The sequence below is a fragment of the Neorhizobium sp. 2083 genome (assembly GCF_031455615.1).
Taxonomy (GTDB): Bacteria; Pseudomonadota; Alphaproteobacteria; order Rhizobiales; family Rhizobiaceae; genus Neorhizobium.
Genome location: NZ_JAVDTC010000003.1, coordinates 349,485 through 372,656, shown reverse-complemented (window position 1 = coordinate 372,656; position 23,172 = coordinate 349,485). Strand labels below are relative to the sequence as shown.

At 63.1% G+C, this 23,172-nt stretch carries 19 protein-coding genes; 12 read left to right on the top strand and 7 right to left on the bottom strand.

Annotated features, from left to right (window positions below; genetic code table 11):
* Nucleotides 1-69 precede the first annotated feature (69 nt).
* Together J2X76_RS14485 and J2X76_RS14480 are read left to right on the top strand one after the other, a co-directional pair.
* Nucleotides 70-1,356, top strand: a complete 1,287-nt coding sequence (locus tag J2X76_RS14485) for a GGDEF domain-containing protein (protein WP_310217301.1) — start codon at nucleotides 70-72, stop codon at nucleotides 1,354-1,356.
* A 193-nt stretch (nucleotides 1,357-1,549) separates the two neighbouring features.
* Nucleotides 1,550-3,433: a HAMP domain-containing methyl-accepting chemotaxis protein gene (locus J2X76_RS14480; RefSeq protein ID WP_310217299.1), complete on the top strand. Its 1,884-nt coding sequence runs from the start codon at nucleotides 1,550-1,552 to the stop codon at nucleotides 3,431-3,433.
* 93 nt (nucleotides 3,434-3,526) lie between these two features.
* Here J2X76_RS14480 and J2X76_RS14475 read toward each other — a convergent pair whose 3' ends face one another.
* Together J2X76_RS14475 and J2X76_RS14470 are read right to left on the bottom strand one after the other, a co-directional pair.
* Nucleotides 3,527-4,249, bottom strand: a complete 723-nt coding sequence (locus J2X76_RS14475) for a ribonuclease activity regulator RraA (RefSeq protein WP_310217296.1) — start codon at nucleotides 4,247-4,249, stop codon at nucleotides 3,527-3,529.
* A 70-nt stretch (nucleotides 4,250-4,319) separates the two neighbouring features.
* On the bottom strand, nucleotides 4,320-5,105 hold the full coding sequence (locus J2X76_RS14470) for an IclR family transcriptional regulator (protein ID WP_310217293.1): 786 nt from the start codon (nucleotides 5,103-5,105) through the stop codon (nucleotides 4,320-4,322).
* 215 nt (nucleotides 5,106-5,320) lie between these two features.
* Between J2X76_RS14470 and J2X76_RS14465 the strand changes: the two genes are divergently transcribed.
* From J2X76_RS14465 to J2X76_RS14445, 5 genes are read left to right on the top strand one after another with little or no spacing between them, the layout of a single operon-like run.
* Nucleotides 5,321-6,835 carry an ABC transporter substrate-binding protein gene (locus J2X76_RS14465; RefSeq protein WP_310217291.1) on the top strand — a complete coding sequence of 505 codons (1,515 nt, stop codon included), beginning with the start codon at nucleotides 5,321-5,323 and terminating at the stop codon, nucleotides 6,833-6,835.
* Between the two features lie 39 nt (nucleotides 6,836-6,874).
* Nucleotides 6,875-7,795 carry an ABC transporter permease gene (locus J2X76_RS14460; protein WP_310217289.1) on the top strand — a complete coding sequence of 307 codons (921 nt, stop codon included), beginning with the start codon at nucleotides 6,875-6,877 and terminating at the stop codon, nucleotides 7,793-7,795.
* Nucleotides 7,792-8,709: an ABC transporter permease gene (locus J2X76_RS14455; RefSeq protein ID WP_310217286.1), complete on the top strand. Its 918-nt coding sequence runs from the start codon at nucleotides 7,792-7,794 to the stop codon at nucleotides 8,707-8,709. The genes J2X76_RS14460 and J2X76_RS14455 overlap by 4 nt, the downstream gene beginning before the upstream one ends.
* Nucleotides 8,709-9,680, top strand: coding sequence for an ABC transporter ATP-binding protein (locus J2X76_RS14450; RefSeq protein ID WP_310217284.1), 972 nt, complete (start codon nucleotides 8,709-8,711; stop codon nucleotides 9,678-9,680). The genes J2X76_RS14455 and J2X76_RS14450 overlap by 1 nt, the downstream gene beginning before the upstream one ends.
* Nucleotides 9,677-10,663: an oligopeptide/dipeptide ABC transporter ATP-binding protein gene (locus tag J2X76_RS14445; protein ID WP_310217281.1), complete on the top strand. Its 987-nt coding sequence runs from the start codon at nucleotides 9,677-9,679 to the stop codon at nucleotides 10,661-10,663. Before J2X76_RS14450 ends, J2X76_RS14445 begins: the two co-directional genes overlap by 4 nt.
* 65 nt (nucleotides 10,664-10,728) lie before the next feature.
* Here the strand turns inward: J2X76_RS14445 and J2X76_RS14440 are convergent, their stop codons facing one another.
* The 5 genes from J2X76_RS14440 to J2X76_RS14420 form a co-directional block, all read right to left on the bottom strand.
* Nucleotides 10,729-11,646 carry an SMP-30/gluconolactonase/LRE family protein gene (locus J2X76_RS14440; protein WP_310217279.1) on the bottom strand — a complete coding sequence of 306 codons (918 nt, stop codon included), beginning with the start codon at nucleotides 11,644-11,646 and terminating at the stop codon, nucleotides 10,729-10,731.
* A 23-nt stretch (nucleotides 11,647-11,669) separates the two neighbouring features.
* On the bottom strand, nucleotides 11,670-12,617 hold the full coding sequence (locus J2X76_RS14435) for an ABC transporter permease (protein ID WP_310217276.1): 948 nt from the start codon (nucleotides 12,615-12,617) through the stop codon (nucleotides 11,670-11,672).
* Complete coding sequence (locus J2X76_RS14430; protein ID WP_310217273.1) at nucleotides 12,614-13,555, bottom strand: ABC transporter permease; 942 nt, start codon at nucleotides 13,553-13,555, stop codon at nucleotides 12,614-12,616. Before J2X76_RS14430 ends, J2X76_RS14435 begins: the two co-directional genes overlap by 4 nt.
* Complete coding sequence (locus tag J2X76_RS14425; RefSeq protein WP_310217270.1) at nucleotides 13,552-15,015, bottom strand: sugar ABC transporter ATP-binding protein; 1,464 nt, start codon at nucleotides 15,013-15,015, stop codon at nucleotides 13,552-13,554. Before J2X76_RS14425 ends, J2X76_RS14430 begins: the two co-directional genes overlap by 4 nt.
* Before the next feature lie 81 nt (nucleotides 15,016-15,096).
* Nucleotides 15,097-16,113, bottom strand: coding sequence for a substrate-binding domain-containing protein (locus tag J2X76_RS14420; RefSeq protein WP_113131146.1), 1,017 nt, complete (start codon nucleotides 16,111-16,113; stop codon nucleotides 15,097-15,099).
* Nucleotides 16,114-16,354: 241 nt separating this feature from the next.
* Between J2X76_RS14420 and J2X76_RS14415 the strand changes: the two genes are divergently transcribed.
* The 5 genes from J2X76_RS14415 (at nucleotide 16,355) to J2X76_RS14395 (ending at nucleotide 23,072) form a co-directional block, all read left to right on the top strand.
* Nucleotides 16,355-17,593, top strand: a complete 1,239-nt coding sequence (locus J2X76_RS14415; RefSeq protein WP_310217267.1) for a GAF domain-containing sensor histidine kinase — start codon at nucleotides 16,355-16,357, stop codon at nucleotides 17,591-17,593.
* Complete coding sequence (locus J2X76_RS14410) at nucleotides 17,590-18,306, top strand: response regulator transcription factor (RefSeq protein ID WP_310217264.1); 717 nt, start codon at nucleotides 17,590-17,592, stop codon at nucleotides 18,304-18,306. Before J2X76_RS14415 ends, J2X76_RS14410 begins: the two co-directional genes overlap by 4 nt.
* Before the next feature lie 239 nt (nucleotides 18,307-18,545).
* Nucleotides 18,546-19,637 carry a hypothetical protein gene (locus J2X76_RS14405; RefSeq protein ID WP_310217262.1) on the top strand — a complete coding sequence of 364 codons (1,092 nt, stop codon included), beginning with the start codon at nucleotides 18,546-18,548 and terminating at the stop codon, nucleotides 19,635-19,637.
* 529 nt (nucleotides 19,638-20,166) lie between these two features.
* Nucleotides 20,167-21,156, top strand: a complete 990-nt coding sequence (locus tag J2X76_RS14400; RefSeq protein WP_310217260.1) for a cytochrome c peroxidase — start codon at nucleotides 20,167-20,169, stop codon at nucleotides 21,154-21,156.
* A gap of 8 nt (nucleotides 21,157-21,164) precedes the next feature.
* Entirely contained in the window at nucleotides 21,165-23,072 is a 1,908-nt protein-coding gene (locus J2X76_RS14395; protein ID WP_310217258.1) for a methyl-accepting chemotaxis protein, read from the top strand.
* Nucleotides 23,073-23,172 lie beyond the last annotated feature (100 nt).

Below are 23,172 nucleotides of genomic sequence, written 5' to 3'. Positions count from 1 at the left end.
CTATCGCCTTTTCTGCACGGGCTCGACGGCCCGTCTTGCCTCCGATCATCCGCACCCTAAATCCGAAACATGGACGCCGAACGAATCAAAGGCTCTGACAAATCGATAAGAGCGTCTTCGCGGAAACCTCTCCAGAGGCCGAGTCCCGCCATCGTGGAGCAAGTCGAGCGCCTGTTAAGCGGACGCACGCGAGATATACGGCTCAACGGGGATCTCGCCCGTCTTTTTCGCGAACGCTCCTGGCCGCAGGCGGCCAAGATCATCCGGGCGTGGATGGTTTGGGTCATCGTGCTCGACGGCCTGACGCTCGGCCTCAACGCAATCCTGCTTCCGGCCGGGACGGTCCTGTCCATGCTTTGGCCGGCGTCCATCCTTCCCCCCGCAGCCGTTGTTGCCGCGATAGTCTTCCAGCGGCCGCGCGCCTTGTGGCTGCAGGGGGTTTTCACGCTTTCCGCCGTTTTTCTGATCCTCCTCTCCGTGGCCCTGGTGGGCGTCAACACGGGGGGCGAGTTCTACGAGCGGCATTTGACCATCATGCTTTTTGTCGCCGTCACCGCGATCATCATATTTCCCATCCCGCTCAGCTGGTCGACGGCGATCGGTGCCTCCGCTCTCGGCATCTACCTTCTGTTTCAACTGCGCAATCCGTATATCGACGCGGGAAGCGCCCTGGCCGGGGCGCTGTTCTTCGCGAGCGGCGTGGTCGCAACCCTCGTCGCCCGACGTACCGCCATCATCCTGGCGCACAAGACCTTCCTGCTCGAATTGCGGGATCGAAGCCGCCTGGCAGAGCTCGCCGACGCCAATTCCCAGCTCGAACTGCTGGCCCGAACCGACCCGCTGACCGGGGTCGCCAACCGGCGTTCGATGATGGAAACGCTCCATCGTTTCTGGAACGAGGATCCCGCCCGGGCCGGGGGCGCGGCGATGCTGATGTGCGACGTCGACGACTTCAAGCGCCTCAACGACAATCTCGGACATGCCGAGGGCGACCGCTGCCTGGTGAAGGTTGCCGGCATCATTCAAAGCAGCATGCGAGACGAACGGGACCAGGTTGCCCGCTACGGAGGCGAAGAATTTCTCGTCTTCCTCCCCTGCTGCGACGAACAGGAGGCGACGGCGGTCGCCGAGAGGATTCGCAGCCGGGTCGAAGCCGCTTCGCTTCCAAACCCCACCTCTCGCGTCCTTCCCTATGTGACTGTCAGCATCGGGGTGTCGGTATCGACGCAGGATGGCGAACTCCTATCGGCGGAGCATCTCCAGCGCCAGGCGGATGCGGCGCTCTATCTCGCCAAAAAGGCCGCCCGCAACTGCGTCGTCGTCCATGCCCCGGAGGCCAGCCGGGCCTCCGGCTAGAACCGCCTGCGGCCGTCCAGGCCTCAAATCCAAAATTCGCGAACTGTGCCCGCCGGGAGGGGAACTCGGCGCCAGCGCCTCATTGCGCAGGCCTTGGTAAACGACGCTTTACGTATGAGGAAAGCATTAAATTATTATAGTTATAAATTGCATGTCAGTCCGCCATAGGTCGAACTTCTGAAGGGGTCCTGGAATGCGTCGTCCAAGCATAAAGTCGAGCCTGCTGCTGATTTTTAGCGGCGTAGCGCTTCTTTTCGGCATTATCGCATATCTTGCGATCGATGGTCTCAGCAAGACAAACGGCTCCACCGAAGCAATCGCGACGAATTGGTTGCCGAGCGTACAGGCATCCCGGGTGATCAATCTCAACATGGCAAATCTGCGGCTCGCTTACCGGGATCACATCATCGCACAATCGCAAGCGGACAAGAAAACGCGTGAAGACGCCATCACCGTCGCCGAGGATACGGTTCGCAAGTCGATAGATGCCTATCTTCCGTTGGCGTCATCGGAGCGCGAGCGCCAGTTGATCAACGAGATAAAAGCGAACGTCGAGAGTTACATTTCGAGCAAGCCGCAGCTTCTCGACCTGTCCCGAGCGAACAAGATCGGAGAAGCCGGGCAATATCTCGGCGGAGAGATGCGGACCCATTCCGACAAGCTGAAAGAGCTGACGACGGCCCTCGTTGAATTGAATGTCGTCGGCAGCAAGGAGGCCGCCGACGTGAGCAGGGCGACCTATGCGTCCGTGAAGTTCTACCTGTTCACGGCGATCGGTTTTGCAGGCTTGCTCGTCGTCGGCGCGATCGTCTTTGTGCTGGCAGGCATCGCCAACCCGGTTACCCGGATCACGGCCTCGATGAGGCGGCTGGCCGAGGGCGACACCGGTTCCGATATTCCGTTCGCCGGCCGCGCAGACGAAATCGGGTCCATGGCGAGCGCGGTGGAGATCTTCCGCCAGGCCGCCATCGCCAACAAGCGAATGGAGATGGAAGCGGAGGAAAACCGAAAGCAGGCGGAGGCCGATCGCGTCGCAGCCCAGCAGAAGGCGGAGGCCGATGCCGCCGAGCGCCTGCGCATTGCCACCTCGGGTCTTGCGGCCGGCCTGAGGCGCCTGGCCGCCGGCGACCTCGCCTTTCAGCTCGACGAGGCGTTCGCCCCCGACTTCGAGGCGCTGCGCCACGACTTCAATCAATCCGTCACCCAGCTTGGCGGGGCATTGATGTCGATTTCCAACAGCATCACCACGATAGACGACGGCACCCGCGAAATCTCCTCCGGGGCGGGTGACCTTTCAAAGCGGACGGAACAGCAGGCAGCCTCGCTCGAAGAGACGGCGGCGGCGCTGGAAGAGATTACCGCGAACGTGGCGAATTCGAGCAAGCGCACCGAAGAAACCCGCAAGGTGGCGACGGAGGCGAACCGCAGCGCCGCGATGTCTGCGGAAGTCGTTTCTCATGCCGAAGAGGCGATGGGACGTATCGAGACCTCGTCGCAGCAGATTTCCAACATTATCGGCGTGATCGACGAGATCGCATTCCAGACCAACCTCCTTGCACTGAACGCGGGCGTCGAAGCCGCCAGGGCCGGCGAGGCGGGCAAGGGTTTCGCGGTCGTCGCCCAGGAAGTCCGGGAACTTGCCCAACGTTCGGCCAGCGCGGCCAAGGAAATCAAGGGACTTATCCAGAACTCCTCCCAGGAAGTGGAAAGCGGCGTCAAGCTCGTGCGCGATACCGGCCAGTCCCTCAAGACCATCGTCAGCTTTATCACGCAGATCAATCAGCACATGGACGCAATCGCGACCTCCGCCAAGGAGCAGTCGGTCGGTCTGAGCGAAGTCAACGTCGCCGTCAACCAGATGGATCAGACGACGCAGCAGAATGCGGCGATGGTGGAACAGTCGACTGCCGCCTCCGCCTCGCTCGCCCAGGAAGCCGAGGCGCTTCGCGAACTTGTCGGCCAGTTCAAGCTGGGGAGTGCCGTTTCCAGCCAGTCCGCGGCCCTTCGCTCGACGGCGAGAGCCATGGCTCAACCTGCCGCCGGCGGGTTCGCGCAGCGGGCTTCGGCCCACCGCTAACGCCCCGGACGTCGCGGAGCCGGCCGCTACCGCGGCCCGCTCTTGTTTTTCTGAAGATGCCTCGGAACGCCGCCACCAGCCTGTGGCGAGGCCTCAGACGGCGGCGCTCCGCGCTGCGCGCCACGCCTCGTAGCGCTCAAGCGTTTCCTTGTTTGGCGGGTACACGCCCAAAGTCGATTTGCCGGACTCGATTTCGAGCTTGAGGAACTCCTCCTGCTCCTCCATCGCGACCGCCTCGTCGGCGATCTCGTCCGCATATTCCCGCGGAATGACGATGACCGCCTCGCTGTCGCCGAAAATGATGTCGTCGGGATAGACCGCGACGCCGCCGCAAGCGATCGGCTGGTTCATATCCGACGCATGATGGGCGACGAGATTGGCGGGCGCCGCCGGTCCCATGCAATAGGTGGGAAGCCCCAGCTGGACGATATCGGCCGTGTCGCGCACGCCTCCATCCAGAACGAGGCCGGCGCAGCCCCGATAGACCAGCCGGCGGGCAAGCATCGCGCCGATGCCGGCAATGTCGGCCATCGAGCGGCAATCGAACACGAGAACGTGGCCCTCCGGAATCGTATCGATCGCCTTGCGCTGCTGGTTCGACGGATCCGAACTGTAGGTCGATCCGTCGATATCTTCGCGCGCGGGAATGTAGCGCACGGTGACGGCCGGACCGACCATCGGCTTGCCGGCACCCGCGAGCGGCCGCACGCCGCGAACCGCGGTGTTCCTGAGGCCGCGCTTCAACAGAAGCGAGCTGAGGCTCGCGGAATTGGTGCGCAGGAGTTTTTCGTAAACCGATGGGTCCAGGGCCGTCATGAGATCCTCCACTATCTGGATAGAGGTCTAGCACAACAACGCGATAGTTCAATATAGAATTTTAGATTTCTTATTTGGACATTGGATTGACGCCATTGATGGCCTTCGTCAACGCCGCAGCCCCCTCCGCGACTTCGCGCTTGATCGAGCGAGCCCTATCCGGCGTCGCCTCGCCGATAAACGGCACGCTGATCGTCGCCACCAGCCGGCCGGCCGCATCGAATACGGGAGCCGCAAAAGCCCGCAGGCCGAGATTGGATTCCTGGTTGTCCTCGGCACTGCCGTTGCGGCGGATCTCGACGAGCGCCTCCTTCAGCGCCTCCGGATCGGTGATGGTGTAAGGCGTCCTGGCTTCGAGCCCGCCGGCGCAATAGGCCTCGATCTCGTTATAGTCGGAAAAGGCAAGGGCAAGCTTGCCGGCTGCGCCGACATGCTTGCGGGAACGCCCTCCGACCTTGATGAAAAGGGCATAGTCGCCGGGACTGGATGCCGCGAATATCGTCATCATTTCGTTGCCCTCGGGCGCAGCCAGCCGGAAGGATTCGTAGATCCGGTCGGCCGCAGCCGTCAGAATCGGCCTTGCGGTCTCGATCAGCGTCGCCCTGTCGGCGCCAGGCGAAATCCGTCGCGCCAGCTCCACAAACTTGGGCCCCAGTTCGTAGGAGGCCCCGCCCCTCACCCGGGCCACGAGCCCGTGCGCGGTCAGAGAGTTGAGGATGCGATAGACCGTTGAACGAGGCACCCCCAGCTGATCCACCAATGCGCCGAGGGAGATGCCGGTTTTAGCGTCGGCAACCGCCTCAAGCAGATGCGCGGTCTTTTCAACAATCGGCGAGCCATGTTTCGGTTCAAGCATGAACTATGAATTCCATATCTGAATTAATCGTCTTGACTTCGGTCGACTCGGCGCGCATGCTCATGGTCGCGAGTGTCACATTTGACACTACGCGCTTGCAGGAGGAAGTAAAGCCATTTGAACGCCCGCCGGACCGGCGGGCCTGCGCATGGCTTTCGCACTGACGGCACCGTGGCAGGCGAGGTGCCGCTCGTTGGATCAGGAGGAGGGATTTCATGAACAAGATCAGGAAGATCAATGCGTTGAGCGTGGGGATGGCGTTGCTGGTGGGCGTTGCCCTCCCGGCATATGCGGCTCCCGACAAGCTGACTGTCGTGGTGACGGACGAACCGAAGTCGCTCGACCCGTGCGATACCGACCTTTCGGGCAATTCCCGGGTCATGCACAACAATATCACCGAGGCGCTCGTCAACCTCAGCCCCAAGGACGGGTCGGTGGTGCCGAGCCTCGCCACCAGCTGGCGGCAGGTGGACAGCCTGACCTGGGAGTTCAAGCTGCGCGAAGGGGTGACATTCCACGACGGCAAAGCGTTCGATGCCCAGGCGGTCGTAGCGGCCCTCAAGCGGGGACAGGATCCGTCGCTTGCCTGTGAGGTCGGACTTGCCACGTTGAAGGGCATCAAACTCACCGCAGAGGCGGTCAACCCGACCACCCTTCGCATCAAGACGGATGTCGTCGAGCCGATCCTGCCCAACAAGATGTCCGCACTGGACATCGGCTCGCCCGCGACCCCGAACGACGGAAAGACCCGCTCTCCGGCTGGAACGGGTCCTTACAAGCTTGCGGCATGGACGCCCGGCCAGTCGGTCACTCTTACCGCCTATGACGGCTATTGGGGCGACAAGCCGGCGATCAAGAACGCCACGATCATCTGGCGCGCCGAATCCGCCGTCCGCGCCGCGATGGTCGATACCGGCGAAGCGCAGATTGCCTATGAAATCGCCCCGCAGGACGGCACGACCGGTCAAGACCACGCCTTCCCGAACGCCGAGACCTCGCTTCTGAGGATCGACGCCCAGGTGCCGCCCCTCAACGACAAGCGCGTGCGGGAAGCCCTCAATCTGGCAATCGACCGGGACGGGCTCGTCGGCACCGTCTTTCACAAAGACGCCCAGAAGGCGATGCAGGTCGTGCCGCCATCGGTATTCGGCTTCAACCCCGACATCCCTGTCTGGACATACGATCCGAAAAAAGCAAAGGCCCTGCTCGCCGCCGCCAAGGCGGATGGCGTGCCGGTCGACAAGGAAATCGTCATCTACGGCCGCATCGGCATCTATCCCAATTCGTCGGAGAGCCTGGAAGCCATTCAGGCGATGCTGGCGGATGCGGGCTTCAACGCAAGGCTTGAAATGCTCGAGACCAGCCCCTGGCTGAAGCGGCTGCTGAAGCCATGGGAGAAGGAGCGCAAGCCGTCGATCCTGCAGACGCAGATCGACAATACCGAAGGCGATGCGGTGTTCACGCTGCCGAACCGCTTCACCAGCGATGGCAACCAGTCGACCATCGCGGACGCCAAGCTCGACAAGCTGATCGCCGACGCCTCGAAATCGACCGGCGACGAGCGCAAGAAGATGTTCCAGGAGGCTTTCAGGTACATCGCGGTGGACGCGGTCAATATCGCGCCGCTCTTCCACATGGTCACGATCGCCCGCGTCGCCAAGAACGTGAACTACGCGGTCGACGTGCAGGCCGGCAACGAGATCAAGCTGAGGACGGTCAGCTATCGCTGACAGCCGGCCTCATTCCTGAACGTCGCCTGAGGAGAGCGGATGTCCTTCACATATTTCCTGAAACGCGCGGCCTTTGCGGCATTGGCACTTGCCGCGCTGATGACATCCGCGTTCTTCCTGGTGCGGCTGACGGGCGACCCTGTCGATCTCTACCTCCCGGTCGACGCGTCGAGCGCGGCGCGCGAAGCCATGCGTGTCCGGCTCGGTCTCGATGCGTCCCTGCCTGCGCAGTTCCTCGATTGGGCCTGGGACATGATCCGCCTCGATTTCGGCATGTCGCTCTGGCACAACCGGCCGGCCATGGACGTGGTGCTGGAAGCCTTGCCGAACACGCTGGCGCTCGGCGCCATCGCATTGACGCTGGCCTTCGTCGCCGCCATCGTCATCGGCTCCATCGCCGCCGTGAATGCCGGCGGCTGGATCGATCGCGGCGTCAACGTGCTGTCGCAGGCTGCCGCCAGCGTGCCGGATTTCTGGCTCGGCCTGATGGGCGTCCTTTTGTTCGCGGTCACCTTCCGGATATTGCCGACATCCGGCTTCGGCGGCCCTATCTACTGGGTCCTGCCGATCGCCTGTCTTTTTGCCAGGCCGTTCGGAACGCTGGTGCAGATCGTCCGCGGCTCGATGATCGAGGCGCTTAACGCGACGTTCGTGCGGACGGCGCGAGCCAAGGGGGCCCGCGACGGGCGGGTTACTTTCGTGCACGCGCTTCGCAACGCCCTCCTGCCCGCGGTCACCGTCACCGGCGATCTGGCCGCCCAGTTTGCAGGCGGCGGTGGCGTCGTCGAAGTGGTCTTCGGATTTCCCGGCATCGGCAAGCTCCTGATCGACGGCATCCTCAAGCGCGACTTCGCCATCGTCCAGGCATCGATTTTCGCGGTCGCGGTCGTCATCTTCTTCATCAACATCCTGGTCGACATGCTTTATGCCTCGATCGATCCGCGCGTGAGGGTCGAATGACCGAGGCCCCTGCCGAACTCCTCCCCGCCCGCGAGCGCCGCAGCCGCCGCATCCTGTGGCTCGTGCGAGCGCTCGCGGGTGACCCGATGGCGGTCGCGGCGGCGATCTGGCTGCTCATCGTCGTGCTCGCGATTCTGGCGGATAGCCTGTCGCTCCTGGGCGACAACCGCATCTCGCTCAAGGCGCGCAATCTGCCACCCTTCGATTTCAGCCAGTCCTGGACATTGTGGCTGGGGGCCGACGCGCTCGGACGCCCGCTCCTCGTGCGCCTGATCCAGGCGGCATCGACGACGATCGGGATCGCCCTCCTGACCGTGCTGACGAGCCTGATCGGCGGGACGCTGCTGGGGGTCATCGCGGCGTATTTCGGCGGCATCGCCGGCAATATCATCATGCGGATCTGCGACATCATCCTGGGCTTCCCAACGCTGCTTGTCGCCCTCTTCGGCCTCTACCTGTTCGGCCCAAGCGTCAGCAACCTGGTGATCGTGCTGGCCGTCACCCGCATGCCGGCTTATATCCGCGTCGCAAGGGCCGAAACGCTGGAGGTTCGGGAACGGCTGTTCGTCGATGCCGCGCGCGTCTTCGGTGGCGGACCGGTCTGGATCCTGCGCAACCATATCCTGCCGAGCGTCGCCCCCACCATGCTGACGCTCGCCTCCGTCAATCTCGCCATGGTCATGCTGTTCGAATCCGGCCTCAGCTATCTCGGCCTCGGCATTCAGCCGCCGGCGGTCAGCTGGGGGCTGATGGTGGCCCAGGGTCAGGGCTATCTGTCGTCCGCCTGGTGGCTCGGCTTTTTCCCGGGCCTGGCGGTCATGTTCACCACCATGTCGTTCAACCTCCTCGCCAACTGGTTCCGGATTGTCAACGACCCGTCGCAGCACTGGCGGCTTGTCAGCAGGAGGCGCTGATGGCACTTCTCGAAGTCAATGACCTGCGGGTCAGTTTCGACACGGCCGCCGGCCGCATTCTCGCGCTCAACGGGGTCTCGTTTTCGCTCAACCGTGGTGAGGTCCTGGCGCTTCTCGGCGAGAGTGGCTCGGGAAAATCGGTGACGGCATCGGCCATCATGGATCTCGTTCCCAATCCTCCGGGCGCCATCGACCATGGTTCCATCCGTTTCGACGGCACCGAACTGCTGCAGCTTCCGCGGCAGGAGCGACGCGATCTTTGCGGCGATCGGATTGCCCTGATCTTCCAGGATGCGCTTGCGGCTCTCAACCCGGTCTACCCCGTCGGCTGGCAAATCGCCGAAATGTACCGTATCCATGGCCGCGGCGCCGAAGGCGGCGTCGAAAAGGCGGTGATCGACCTTCTGACGGCCATCGGCATTCCCGATCCCGAGCGCCGGGCGAAGCAATATCCGCACGAATTCTCGGGCGGCATGCGCCAGCGCATCATGATCGCCATGGCGGTGGCGCTCGAACCGGACGTGATCATCGCGGACGAGCCGACGACGGCACTCGACGTGACGATCCAGGCGCAGGTGGTCGATCTCCTCAACGCCATTCGCAAACGCAGCGATGCCGGCATGATCTTCATCACCCATGACCTCGGAGTGGTGGCCGAACTCGCGGACCGCGTGGCCGTCATGTATGCGGGCCGCATCGTCGAGACCGCCAGCGTCTTCGAACTCTTCGATGACGCCCGGCATCCTTACAGCGTCGGACTGCTTGCCTCGCAGCCACGCATGGACACGGACGAGGACGAGCTGGTGCCGATCCCCGGTTCCGCCCCCAATCCTGCCGCCCTCCCCTCCGGCTGCGCATTCAGGACGCGCTGTCCGCGGGCGGAGAAACTCTGCGCCGAGGTTGTTCCTCACCTTGAAACCGTGGGGCCGGGCCGCAAGGTCGCCTGCCACTTTCCGGTATCGCCAGCATGACCGAACCCCTTCTCAAAGTCCAAAACCTCTCCCGGCACTTCGGCGGCACATCGGCCCCCGTACGCGCCGTCGATGATGTCAGCTTCGAGATCGCCCGGGGCGAGACGCTCGGCCTCGTCGGCGAAAGCGGCTGCGGCAAGACCTCGCTGGTGCGCACGCTGCTGAAGCTCGGGCCGGCAACCCGCGGCAGCGCCCTGATCGACGGCGTGGACATCACGCAGAGCAGCGGCCGGCAGTTGCACGAGTTGCGCCGCAGGATGCAGGTCGTGTTCCAGGACCCCTACCAGTCGCTCAATCCCCGCATGCGGGTCGACCGGCTGATTTCCGAACCGTGGGCGCTGCACCCGGGCATCGTGCCAAAGAACCTTTGGCGGGCGGAGACGGTCAAGCTGCTGGAATCCGTCGGTCTGCGCGCCGAACATGCGGAACGCTATCCTTCCGAATTTTCGGGCGGCCAGCGGCAGCGTCTCGGAATTGCACGCGCCCTTGCGCTCAACCCGACGCTCCTCGTCTGCGACGAGCCGGTTTCGGCCCTCGACGTGTCGGTGCAGGCGCAGGTCGTCAACCTCTTGTCCAGGCTCAGGCGCGAACGCAATCTCGCGATGCTTTTTGTCGCCCATGATCTCGCCGTGGTGCGCCATATCTCGGACCGGGTCATGGTCATGTATCTGGGCAAGATCATCGAGACCGGGCCAAAAAATTCTATTTTCAGCGCGCCTGCTCACCCCTACACGCAGGCTTTGCTTTCTGCGGTGCCGACCCCGGATCCAAGGCTCCGCGGAAAACGCAAGCGCATCGTCCTGCAGGGTGATCTCCCAAGCCCCGTCAACCCGCCCAGTGGATGCCGCTTCCGGACCCGCTGCTGGAAGGCCACATCAATCTGCGCCGAACAGGAACCGGCGTTGACCGCGAGGACGCCGGCCCATGGCCTGCTGACCGCCTGCCACCATGCGGAGGCAGATCCGGCAGTTGCAGGCGAATAACGGCGGCCGCATGGTCCGCGCCGCGAACCACTGCTCGGCGCGCGAACCTCATGCCGCTTGATCAATCAGCCCAGCGACGCGCCGCTCGTCGCCAGGAACACGGAATAGAGCGATCTGGTGGCGGTGATGAAAAGCCGGTTCCTGCGCGGACCGCCGAAGGTGAGGTTCGCAACCGTCTGCGGCACGAGAACCTTGCCGAGAAGCGCGCCTTCCGGCGAGAAACAATGCACGCCGTCTCCCGCGCTCGTCCAGACATTGCCCTGCACATCGACCCGGAAACCATCGGGCAGGCCGTTGTCGAGACTGCAGAAGATCCTGCCGTTCGCGAGGCGCTTGCCATCCGCCACATCGAAGACGCGGATGTGGCGCGGTGCGCTGACATCGTGGCTGGAGGCCGAGTCGGCGACGTAGAGTTTCGTCTCATCCGGTGAGAAGGCAAGGCCGTTCGGCTGGCCGAAATCCGTCACGACGGCGTCGAGTTCGCCGGTTGCCGGATCAAGCCGGTAGACGTTGCGGGTCTCCTGTTCTGGTTCGGCGCGGTAGCCCTCATAGTCGGACTTGATGCCGTAGGTCGGGTCGGTGAACCAGACGCTGTCATCCGAGCGGACCACGACATCGTTCGGCGAGTTGAGCCGCTTGCCCTGGTAGCGGTCGGCAAGAACGGTGATCGTACCGTCGATCTCGGTGCGGATGACGCGGCGGCCGCCATGTTCGCAGGAAACGAGCCGGCCCTGGCGGTCGCGGGTGTTGCCGTTGACGAAATTGGATGGCGAGCGGAAAATCGAGACGCCGCCGTCCGGCGCCCAGCGCAGCATGCGCTGGTTGGGAATGTCGCTCCAGATCAGGCAATTCAGGTCCGCGAACCACACCGGACCTTCCGCCCATCGGCAATCCGAATAGAGCTCTTCGAGGGCCGCGCTGCCGACGATCAGGTGCCGGAACCGGTCATCATGGATTTCGTAGATGGATGGGGTCTGCGGCATGGGAGAGATCCGATTGGGGTTGTTCATCGGTTGGACTGACGGCCGCCGGCAACCAGGATGACGGCGATGATGATGAGGCCGGTGAGAATGAGGCGGAACCCGGCTCCGAAGCCATAGGTGTTCAGCATCGACACCACAAGGAACATGAAGAGGGAAGCGCCCCATATGCCCGGGATGTTGGAATTGCCGCCGGCGACGGCCGTTCCGCCGATCACCACGACGGCGATCGACATCAGCAGGTATTCGGCGCCCATGTTGAGCGCCGCGCCTCCGGAGAAACTCGCAAGCAGGTAACCGCATATCGAGGCGAGCACGGCGCAGAGGATGTAGGTCGCCAGCCGTGTGCCGTCGACGGGAATGCCGGTCATGCGGGCGGCGAACGTGCTCTGGCCGATCGCCGAGATCCAGCGGCCGTAGATGGTCTTTTCGAGCAGAACCCAGGCGACGGCGGACAGGACCAGCGCCACGATGGCGATATTGGGGATGCCGAACAGGTTGGATGTCGTGAAGCTCGCCAGAATGTCCGGCGGCTTGATGCGCAGGCCGCGGTTCGCCCAGATCGCGGTCGACTGGATGATGAAGCTCATGGACAGCGTCGCGATGATCGGCGGGATACGGAGCAGCTTGATCAGCACGTAGTTGCCGATGCCGACCGCCAGGCCGAGCAGGATCGAAAGAAGCAGGCCGACGGCGATCATGCTGTCCTGCACGTCCATCAGCTTCAGCGCCAGCGTGCCCGAAAGCGTCATCGTGGCGGGTACGGAAAGGTCGATATTGCCTGGACCGAGCGTGATGACGAACATCTGGCCGATACCGACGATAACCGAAAAGGCCGCGAAGGTGAGCGCCGCCTGCGACAGCCCGAGCGAGCTTGCGCCGCCGGTGAACACCACGGTGACGACCCAGACGACGGCCGTCGCCGCGAACGACCAGATCCAGGGTCTGGAGAAGAGAAGGCGGGCGGTGTTCATCGGCTCTTCTCCCGCTTTTCCAGCCGGTTGAGGAAGAGGCGCAGCGCCAGGACGACGATGAGGATCGCGCCCTGCGCACCGATCTGCCAGTCCGGCGAGATGCGCATGAAGGAGAGGAACGACCCGGCGAGGGTCAAGGTCAATGCGCCGATGACGGCGCCGATCGGCGAAACCTTGCCGCCGACGAATTCGCCGCCGCCCAGGATGACGCCGGCGATCGACAGCAGCGTGTAGCGCAGCGCGATATTGGCGTCCGCCGACGTGGTGAGGCCGACGAGCGCGATGCCGGACAGGACGGCGAAGAAACCGGCGAGCGCATAGGTGCCCGCCCGGAGGCGGATGACCGACCAGCCGGCGCGTTCCACCGAGCGGACATTGCCGCCGACGCCGCGGATCAGCACGCCGACCGAGGAGCGCATGATGAGGAAATGGGTGATGAGCGCAATGACGATGCTGGCGACGATCGCCATCGGCACGAAGGGCGGCCGCGAGGTCATCAGCCAGCGCGCCCAGCCCGGCGCCTCGCCACCCGGCGACGGCAGCATCAGCACCGCAAGCCCGCCCCAGACGAAGCTCATGCCGAGCGTCACGACGATCGAGGGCAGTTCGCGGAGATGGATGACGACGCCGATTGCCGCGTAGGCCGCGATGGCGCCGAGGAAGATCAGCACGCCGATTGCCGGGGAGGCCTGCAGGAAGGTGGCCGTGACGCAGGCGCAGAAGCTGACGAAGGTGCCCATCGAAAGGTCGAGGTCGTTGACGGCCATGATCAGCATCTGCGCGACCGTTGCCAGCGCGATCGGCACCGCGAGGTTGAAGAGCAGGTTGAGGCCGGTATAGCTCATGGCGCGCGGCTGCATATAGAAGACGGCCGCCAGCAGCAGCGTAAGCGACGCCGCGGGGATGATCAGGCGGACGGTGCCGGACGATATCTTCATGCCGCTTCTCCTCCGCTGAAGGAAGCTTCGAGCACGTTCTTCTCCGAGATCTCCTCGCCCGTTAGTTCCGCGACGATCGCGCCCTCGCGAAAAACATAGACCCGGTCGCAAAGGCGTATTTCGTCCATTTCCGTCGAATACCAGATGAAGGTGCGGCCGCTCGCCGCCTCGGCGCGCAGGATGTCGTAGACCTCCTGCTTGGTCCCGACATCGACGCCGCGCATCGGATCGTCCATCAGGACGATCCGCGCCGTCGTCGCCAGGGCGCGGGCGAAGAGCACCTTCTGCTGGTTGCCGCCGGACAGCGACAGGATGCGGTTTTCCATGTCGGGCGTGCGAATTTCGATGCGCTTCTTCCAGCCGTCGCCGAGCATGCCCTCCTGCCCGCGGTCGACGAGCGACCGGGAGGAAAGCTCGCCGAGCGAGGCGATGCTCAGGTTCTTCAGGATGCTCCAGAGGGGAAACGTGCCGTTGAGGCCACGGTCGCCGGCAACGAAGGCGATTTCTTTCCTGCGGGCCGGCCACCAGTTGCTGTTGCGAGAGAGATAGAGGTCGAGAAGCATTTCCGTCTGGCCGTGGCCGCCGAGGCCGGCAAGGCCGATCATCTCGCCGCGATGGGCCTGGAAGGCGAGCCCCTGCCCCCGTCGCGGCGGCATGGAAAGAACCGGCTCGCCGCCGCGTTTGTCCGTCGAACGCAGCCATTCCTGCTCGCGCACCACATTGCCCATCGCCTCGACGAGACTGCGGGTGCTGAACGCGGACGCGGCACGGTCGGCGACGACGCGGCCGTCCTTCATCACCACGATACGATCCGAGGTGGAGAGTATCTCGCCGAGAATGTGGGAGATCAGCAGCACCGAACCGCCTTCGCCGACGAACCGGCGGATATAGGTCATGAGCTGCGCGGCAAGGCCCGCGTCGAGAGATGAAGTCGGTTCATCCAGGATGACGAGCTTCGGCTTGTCGCGGAGGCCGGCGAAGCTGATGGCGATCTCCACCATCTGCCGCTCGGCGATGGAAAGATCGTCGATCGTGCTGTCGCAATCGATGCCATGGCCGGGAAAGATGTCCTGCAGCTGCCGTTCGACGAGCGCGAGTGCCCTGACGCGCCAGTTCCAGCCGGCCAGTTCCGCATGCATGATGCGGGCGTTCTCGTTGACGGTGAGGTTGGGGCAGAGCGACAGTTCCTGGAAGACGCATCGCACGCCGCTGGCCCGCGCCGCCGATATGCCGTGCTGGCCGCCGTTGCCCCCGTAATGAACCTCGCCGGCATGCGGGGCGAGGCCGCCGTTGATGACGTTAACGATGGTGGACTTGCCGGCGCCGTTATGGCCTACCAGCCCGACGCATTCGCCGGCATGGATGACGAGGTCGGCGCCATCAAGCGCCTTCACGGCGCCGAAGGTCACCTTGATGCCGCGGGCGGCAACCACCTCTCGTCTTGCTGTTACTTCATTCATGCGGGGACACGTCGCCGATGGGCACCAGATATGATCGGCACGGCGCCGCCGGGCGCCGTGCCTGTCTCGGGGAGGATCAGCCTATTTGGCGCTGCTGATGACCTTCTGGGCGTCTTCCAGCGCATACTCGACATTGGCCACGCCGCCCTTCTGGGTGCTGGCGAGATTGGTTTCGAGATTGCCCTGGTCGATGCGCAGGAAGGGCACCACGAGGTCCTTCTTCACCTGCTTGCCGTCGAGGATCTGCTGCGCCACCCAGAAGGCGAGCGTGGAAACGCCCGGCGCGATCGAGACGGACATCGTCTCGTAACCGTCCTTGTCCTTCTGCTGCTTCCACCAGACGAGTTCGTCCTCGCGATTGCCCATGACGATGGTCGGGGTCGGGCGCTTGGCGGCGGCGAATGCCTGGGCAGCGCCATATCCATCGCCACCCTGGGTTACGACCGCGGCGATTTCCGGCAGGCTCGGCAGGATGCCGGCCACAGCGCGCTGTGCGACATCCTGGGCCCAGTCGCCGTTGACGGAGCCGACGATCTTGAACTGCGGGTTCTTCTGGACGCCCGCCTGGATGCCGGCATGGATCTGGTCATCCACCGAGACGCCGGCGAGCCCGCGGATTTCGAGCAGGTTGCCGCCCTTCGGCATCTTCTTGGCGAGATATTCGACCTGGCTCTCGCCCATCGCCTTGAAATCGACCGCGATCCGCCATGCGCAGGGCTCGGTCACGATGCCGTCGAAAGAGACGACGGTGATGCCGGCATTGCAGGCCTCCTTGATGGCCCCGTTCAACGCGGTCGGCGAGGCGGCGTTGACGACGATCGCATCATAGCCCTGCAGGATCATGTTCTGGATCTGCGCGGCCTGTTCGGTCGCCTGGTTCTCGGCGGTGGTGAACGGATCGGCCGCGGCGACGACCTTCTTGGCGACGGCGTCCTTGGTGATCTTGTCCCAGCTCGTCAACATCGCCTGACGCCAGGAATTGCCTGCATAATTGTTGGACAGGGCGATCTTCTTGCCCGAGGTATCGGCCAGGGCGGAGACCGGCCCGGCAACGCAAGCGATGGCGACAGATGCGAAAAGCATCTTCCTGATGATCATGATTTCCTCCCTAGAGTTCCAGACGGGCTGTCTCCGGTCCGCTCCTCAACGGTTGTCCGAAGATAGTGATTGCGCTGAGCCCCGTTTGCTCAGTAAAGCGAGCATGGAGGAGAAATCTGATGTTGTATAGGCGCATACAAGCAACCTTTCTGCGGGTATTCGCCCAAAATTTGCGGGTTCCCGCAGGACAAGAACCACCGCGAAGCGTCTAATATGTTCGAGGGACTGGAGGAGGTCCGGCATGCTCAATCCGGCGCGGAATTCGCTGTTCGACCGCTATCTCGGCATTTCCCGGCTCTTGGCCGGCCAGCTCGATTTCAATTCGATCATCCAGGCGGTGGCGGCCGAGATCAGCCACATCATCCCGCACGACCACCTCGACGTCTGCATCAAGATGCTGGATGGGAAATACCACATCGCCTATGAAAGCGGGATCGAAACCGCGTGGAGCAAACATCCGCCGGCACTGCTGACCGGCAGCCCCATTCGGACGCTCCTGTCCGGCGACGTCGATTTCCTGCTGTCGCCGGATGCCTGCGCCGATCCGCGGTTTCACTTCGAAGGCGCGTTCGCGAGCCCGATCATCGAACTTTCGCTCAGGAGCCGGCTGCATGTGCCGCTGAAGGTCCAGGGCAACATCATCGGTGCGTTGAGCTGCTCCAGCCACGAGCGCGACAGCTACACAATGGAGGACGTCGAAAACGCCCGGTCGATCGCGGACCTGCTGGCGCCCTATTTCTTTGCGCTGAGGGCGGCGGAACAGGCCAAGCGTTCGGCGATCGTCGAAACGGAGGCCCGCGCCCGCGAAGAGGGCCTGAGGCTGGGCGCACTGAAACTGACCGAGGCGCTGGAGGCGGAACGCCAGCGGATCGGCATGGATCTCCACGACCAGACGCTTGCGGACCTGACGAGGCTTTCCCGTCGCATGGAACGGCTGACGGGCCTGCGCGAGTTGTCCGGAGAAACGCTGGAGCCGATCTGCCGCACCCTGCAGCAATGCATGCACGACCTTCGCCAGATCATCGAGGAAGCCAAGCCGACCGTCCTGCAGCTTTTCGGCGTCGCGGAGGCGATCGAGAACCATCTCGAACGCTCGGTGCGCGAAAGCGGGCAGGCGATCGAATGGCGAATGATCGACGAAAGCGACGGCGCCCTGGTCGATCTCGACCAGACCGTGGCGACGGCACTGTTCCGCATCGTTCAGGAAGCGGTCAACAACGCCATCAGGCACGCCCAGCCGAAAGTCATTCTGGTGCGTCTTGCAAGCCGCGAGCGGATACTTTCCATCGAGGTGGATGACGACGGCCATGGCATCCGCAGCTCGCAGGACAAGGCCGGCCACGGGATAGACAACATGAAGACACGGGCGCGGCTGATCTCGGCGCGGTTCGAGATCGGTGGTCATGCCGATGCCAGCGGCACGTCCGTGAAGGTGACGATGCCGGTCCGCCCGAAGCGACTGCCGGAGGCATGTCCGTGAGGATCCTGATCGTCGAGGACGACCCGCTGCACAGATCCTACCTGCATGAGGCGGTGCGCGCGGCGCTGCCGGAATGCGACACAATTCTGGAGGCGGAGAACGGCCATGCCGGCGAGATGCAGGCGCGGAAATCGCGGGCCGAGCATGTCGTCATGGATCTGCAGATGAGCGAACGGAACGGCATCGAGGCGGCACGCACCATCTGGCGCGAGCGGCCCGATACCAAGATCCTGTTCTGGTCGAATTATTCCGACGAGGCCTATGTGCGCGGGGTGGCCCGCATCGTTCCTGAGGGTGCGACCTACGGATACGTGCTGAAATCCACGTCCGAAGAGCGGCTGAAGCTTGCGTTGCGGGGCGTCTTCATGGAGTCGCAATGCGTTATCGACCGCGAGGTGCGCGGCATCCAGCAGAAGAGCCTCGGCAATGCCCATGGGTTGAGCGATGCGGAATACGAGATCCTGGTCGACGTGGCGCTCGGCCTGACCGACAAGGCGATCGCTCAGCGCAAGAAGCTCTCGCTGAGGAGCGTCCAGAACCGTCTCCAGCAGCTCTACGAAAAGCTGGATGTCTACGAGGTTCCGGGCGGCGGCTCGGAGGGCTGGTACAATCTGCGCATGCGGGCGGTCGCCGTCGCGCTGCTCCGCAAGGTGCTGAACGCCAGTGCGCTCGAAAGGGCCGAACGCGAACTGCGCAATTCCGGCGGGAATTGAGTCATCAACCCGCCTCTGGTTCGGTTCGCGACGACAGGGCGGATTCGGTCGCGCCCCCCTGTTCCCGATAACAGGGCGCGAAAATCTCGGCGCTGGAAAAGGCGCTCCGGATGGAACAACCACGGTGACATCCAACTAGCTGACAATGTATCAACGACGTCTCGTCTCGAACGCGATCCGCGCCCGCCGAAGCCATGCCCGATCTATCGTCCGCTCGAACTGTAGAAAGCCCCCGGTTCATGCCCTCGCTCGTCCTGCCCGCCCGCCCGCTGTCGCTTGCACGGGACGTGATCTCCACCCCCCGCGCCTATTTCTGGTCGGCGCCCGTCATCCTGGCGCTCGCTGTCTTCCTGATCATCTGGGAAGCGCCAGGGGTTCTCCGCGACTTTCAGATCAGCCAGAACCCGGTATTCCTTGAAGACGGAGACGTGCGGGACGGCCGGTGCACGACACGCAGGATGATCTTTACCGACTGCGAGGCACGCCTTGTCTACAGCTACAACGGACGGAAATACGACACCGAAGTCGAAGTCATGTTTGTCGATTTTCATATGGGCGACTATGAAACCGGCTTGGCGATCTCGGCGGACCATCCGGAACTGGCGACGATAACCCTCGGTCTGGACAAACTGTGGAACCGGATCATCACGCTTACACTTTTCTCTCTGCTGCTCGGCGGCATGGGTCTTGGAATGGTGTTCTTTGCTTTGCGGATCTCGCGCGTCAAAGGGCAGCTGCGGCGGCCGGCTCCCCTGAAGCCTATTCCGGTCGAGATCACCGCCTTCGACCGCAAGCGCAATATTCTCTCCATCACCTATAACGACAAGCTTGCCGCCGACAAGACGGGGCGATCGGCTTACACCCGCATGACACAAGGCGAGGAGCCGCTGATCGTGGGGGAAGCGAACGGCAAGGCCGTCGGACTTGCCGTCAGGCACGGCAACACCGCCCTGCCCGTGCTTCTCGACGACCGCTTGCAACGCGTCGCGTTGAGCGACGAGGAGCGGGCTGCTGCCCTTGCACCCTTCCATCAGCACGGGAGCGGACAGGACCGTGCCGTGCTGGTCGAGGCGCCCAGAAAGACGATGTCGATCTGGAGGCGGCTGCAACTGTTCTTTGGAACACTGCTTCTGATCGTGGTCGGCGTCATCGGCTTCTGGCTTTGGTATGTGACCAGCTCCGACACGCAGTTCCAGTCGCCCGGGATGGACATCAACAACTTGATGCCGAAGCCGTTGAACGAATGGGGATGCGGCCAGTTGAAGAAACGTTTCGGCCAGGAGCGCGCGCCGTTCGGTTGCGTTGCCGGCGACTACACGAGCTGGAAGTAACGGCCGCGGATTCGGACCCCCGTGCCATCATCTGCGGCCGGTCGCTTTCGCCGTGCCGGGGACAGGTGAATTCTGGCGATCGGGATCCACCGGCATCCCCATCTTCAAGTCCGGATCGCAGCGGATGCAGGGCACCGGCGGAGCGCTTCGGCGCTGCTTCCGGCACGGAAGGACGCGGTAAAAAGCCGATTTCCCGCCGCCAAGTCCCGGCTCCGGACACCGGTTGCATATGGGCGCTCGCCTTCTTTATCCCAAACGTGCAGGACAAGAGTGACCGAGGCTCGTACGAGCTGCGGAGCAATTGAAATTTATCAATTTTATTCAAAAGGATAACGAAATCGCGCGCTTGTGAGAAGGGCGGATTGAAGTCCTTTTCTCATTTGTCAATTTTTCAATAATAGGTTGAGTTAGAAATGCATTATACAAAAATTTTACCCTTTCTGGTTACTTTCATTGCAGACGACAACCGGACGGCTCCGCCTGAGCCCATCCGGTCTTCGAGCGCTAATTCACCTTCTGGATCACCATCATGCGCCGTTCGGTTCTCTGCATAACCCTCCTTTGGGCCGTGTCTTTCCAGGGCGCGGCCGCTGGCAATCTCGCCGATTTCAAGCGACCCCTGACAATTCCGTTCGACAAGGTGACGCCCTATTCGCTGCAACTGGCGACACTCGGAAAGATGCTGTTTTTCGATCCGCGGCTGTCGGGCGCGAAAAACATGAACTGCGCCAGCTGTCACAACCCGTCCTTCGGGTTCGAAGTGCCGGTCAAGACGCCGGTGGGGGCCGCCAATACCCGTCTGGCCCGCCAGTCTCCGACGATTCTCAACCTGGCATGGACCACCCCCCTCTTCTGGGACGGCCGGGCGCCGACGCTGGAGGCCCAAGCCGCAGGACCGATCACGGCACCCGCAGAGATGAACGGCAAGCTTGATCAGATCGTCGCCGATCTGCGAAACATTCCCGACTACAATAACTGGTTCAAACAGATATTCCCGGACAAGGGCGCGACCAGCGAGACGCTGCTGACGGCGATCGCGACCTACGAACGCACCGTGGTTTCCGCCTGGTCGCCGTTCGACCGCTGGGTGGACGGCGACGAAACCGCGGTTTCGGACAGCGCCAAGCGCGGCTTCGGACTGTTTACCGGCAAGGCGAACTGCTCGACATGTCATACGGGCTGGAATTTCACCGACAACAAGTTTCACAATACCGGATTGCCCACGAACGACATCGGGCGCGCCCAGCTGGAACCGGACAATCCCAAAGCCTTGCATGCTTTCAAGACGCCCAGCCTGCGCAACACCCTCTATCGCGGCCCCTACATGCATAACGGCAGTCTGGCGACCATGGAGGACGTGATCGCCCACTACGAGAGCGGTGGTGTCGAAAGCCCGTCGCGTTCGGATGACATTTCTCCATTTTTCATCACCGATCGCGAGCGGGAAGATCTGATCGCCTTCCTCAAGACACTGACTCCCGAACAGCAGGACCTGCTCCTGCCGACATTACCAAACTGAGTAGCACCATGGCCCTGTCAGTCCGTTTCCAGATTCTTCTTCCTCTCATTCTCTCCATTCTCGCGGGCCTGGGTGCTGCCGCTCTCGTCGGATCGCAGGCCATCGATGGCCAGGCTCATGTCGAGAAGGTTGTTCAAGACGCGATAGCCGCCAAGACATTGGCCGCAAGGACCGGCGCGCAATTCGAGGCCGTGTCGGGCGTTGTCGCAAATCTGCTGGGGATGACCACGTTTGTTTCGGTCGATGAGGTTCACAAACGCTTCGACGCCGCAAACGGCGCTCTCGAGGCTACGCTTGCCGAGTTTGCCCGCAACTCGCTGTCGCCTGCCGTATCGGCGGACGCCAAGAAACTCGGCGATCTGCATGCGGTGTGGCGCGGCAATGTTCGGGTCATGCTCGGGCTCGACCCGGCCAAGGCAATTCCGACCACCGAGCAACTGACACGCTCCCGCGCGGCCATCCTGGCTAAAATTCTCGACATCAACACGCTCGTGGATAAGACGGCATCCGACACGGTCGCGGCAGCAGGAGACGCGCTGGAGACCGAGATCCGCAACGAACTGACGACCGGCGCCGCACTGGCGATGGCAGGCATCATCGTCCTGATGTTCGTCGCGCAGCGGATCGCCGGCCCGATCGTACGGATCACGGCGTCGATGAAGCTGCTCGCGGGCGGCAATAACGAGGTCGTCGTGCCGAAGCGCCGCGGCGCCAAGGAAATTCGCGCCATGATCGATGCTGTCGCCGTGTTCCGCGAAAATGCACGCATGCGCGATACGTTGGAGCAGGAAGCGCAGGCGCAGAGCGCCAATCTCGCCACCGTCTCCGCGGAAGCCCGGCTGCTGCAGAGCCAGGTGCGCGGTGTCGTCCACCAGGCCGTCGAGGGCGATTTCTCCGGTCGCGTCAACGGACCCTTCGACCGCCCCGAGCATCTCGAGCTGGCTCAGAGCCTCAATACCCTGATATCGAGCTTCGAAGGCGGCCTCAACGAAACCAGCCGCGTCCTCAATGCGCTTGCCAATGCCGATCTGACGATCCAGTTCGAGGGGGTTCACAAAGGTGCGTTTGCCGAGCTGCAGAACAATGCGAACGCCGTGACGAGCCGCCTCTCCGACGTGGTGTCGCGACTGGCCGACGCCTGCGCGTCCGTCTCGGCATCCAGCGACGAAATTCTGCGCGGAACGACCGAGCTGAATGCGCGCTCGACACGTCAGTCGTCGATGCTTCAGGACACGACCGTAACGACGAACGCCGTCGCCGAGACCGTTGGTCAGAACTCCAAACGGGCCGGTGAAGCGACCAGCGTGATTTCGGATACGAGCCACATGGCTGAAAACGGCAGCCAGGTCATGACCGGCGCGGAAAGCGCCATGGCGCAGATCACCGTCTCGTCGGGCAAGATTTCCGAGATCATCGGCGTCATCGAGGATGTCGCGTTCCAGACAAATCTGCTGGCGCTCAATGCAGGCGTGGAAGCGGCGCGGGCGGGCGAAAGCGGCAAGGGGTTTGCGGTCGTCGCGACCGAAGTGCGCTCCCTCGCCCAGTCGACGGCCAACGCGTCCAACGAGGTGAAAGCGCTCATCCAGAAAAGCCAGGCGGAAGTGAAGGCTGGCGCCGAACTGGTCCGCAAGGCGAGCGAGCAGTTTTCCCAGATCGTTTCGTCGATCGCCTTCGTCTCTTCGCTTTCCAGCGGCATTACCACCGAGAGCAACAATCAAAGCGCCAACCTGCGGCAGCTGTCGCGGGCCATGAAGGATCTCGACGAACTCAACGCCCATAACAACCGGCTCGTCGGCAATCTTTCGGCCTCCACCGAGAGGACAAGCCGGGAGATGGAAGCGCTGGCCGAGATCGTCAATCTGTTCCGCATCGACAAGCGGGGAGAACCGCGCGTCAGATCGGGCCGGGCCGCCTGAGATCTTTTAACGCGGCAGCACCAGGGGAGCTGCCGCGTGAACGCGGAAAAGGCCGGTCCTTCCCGGTGACGTCACAAAGATGACCCGACACCGCGTCCGG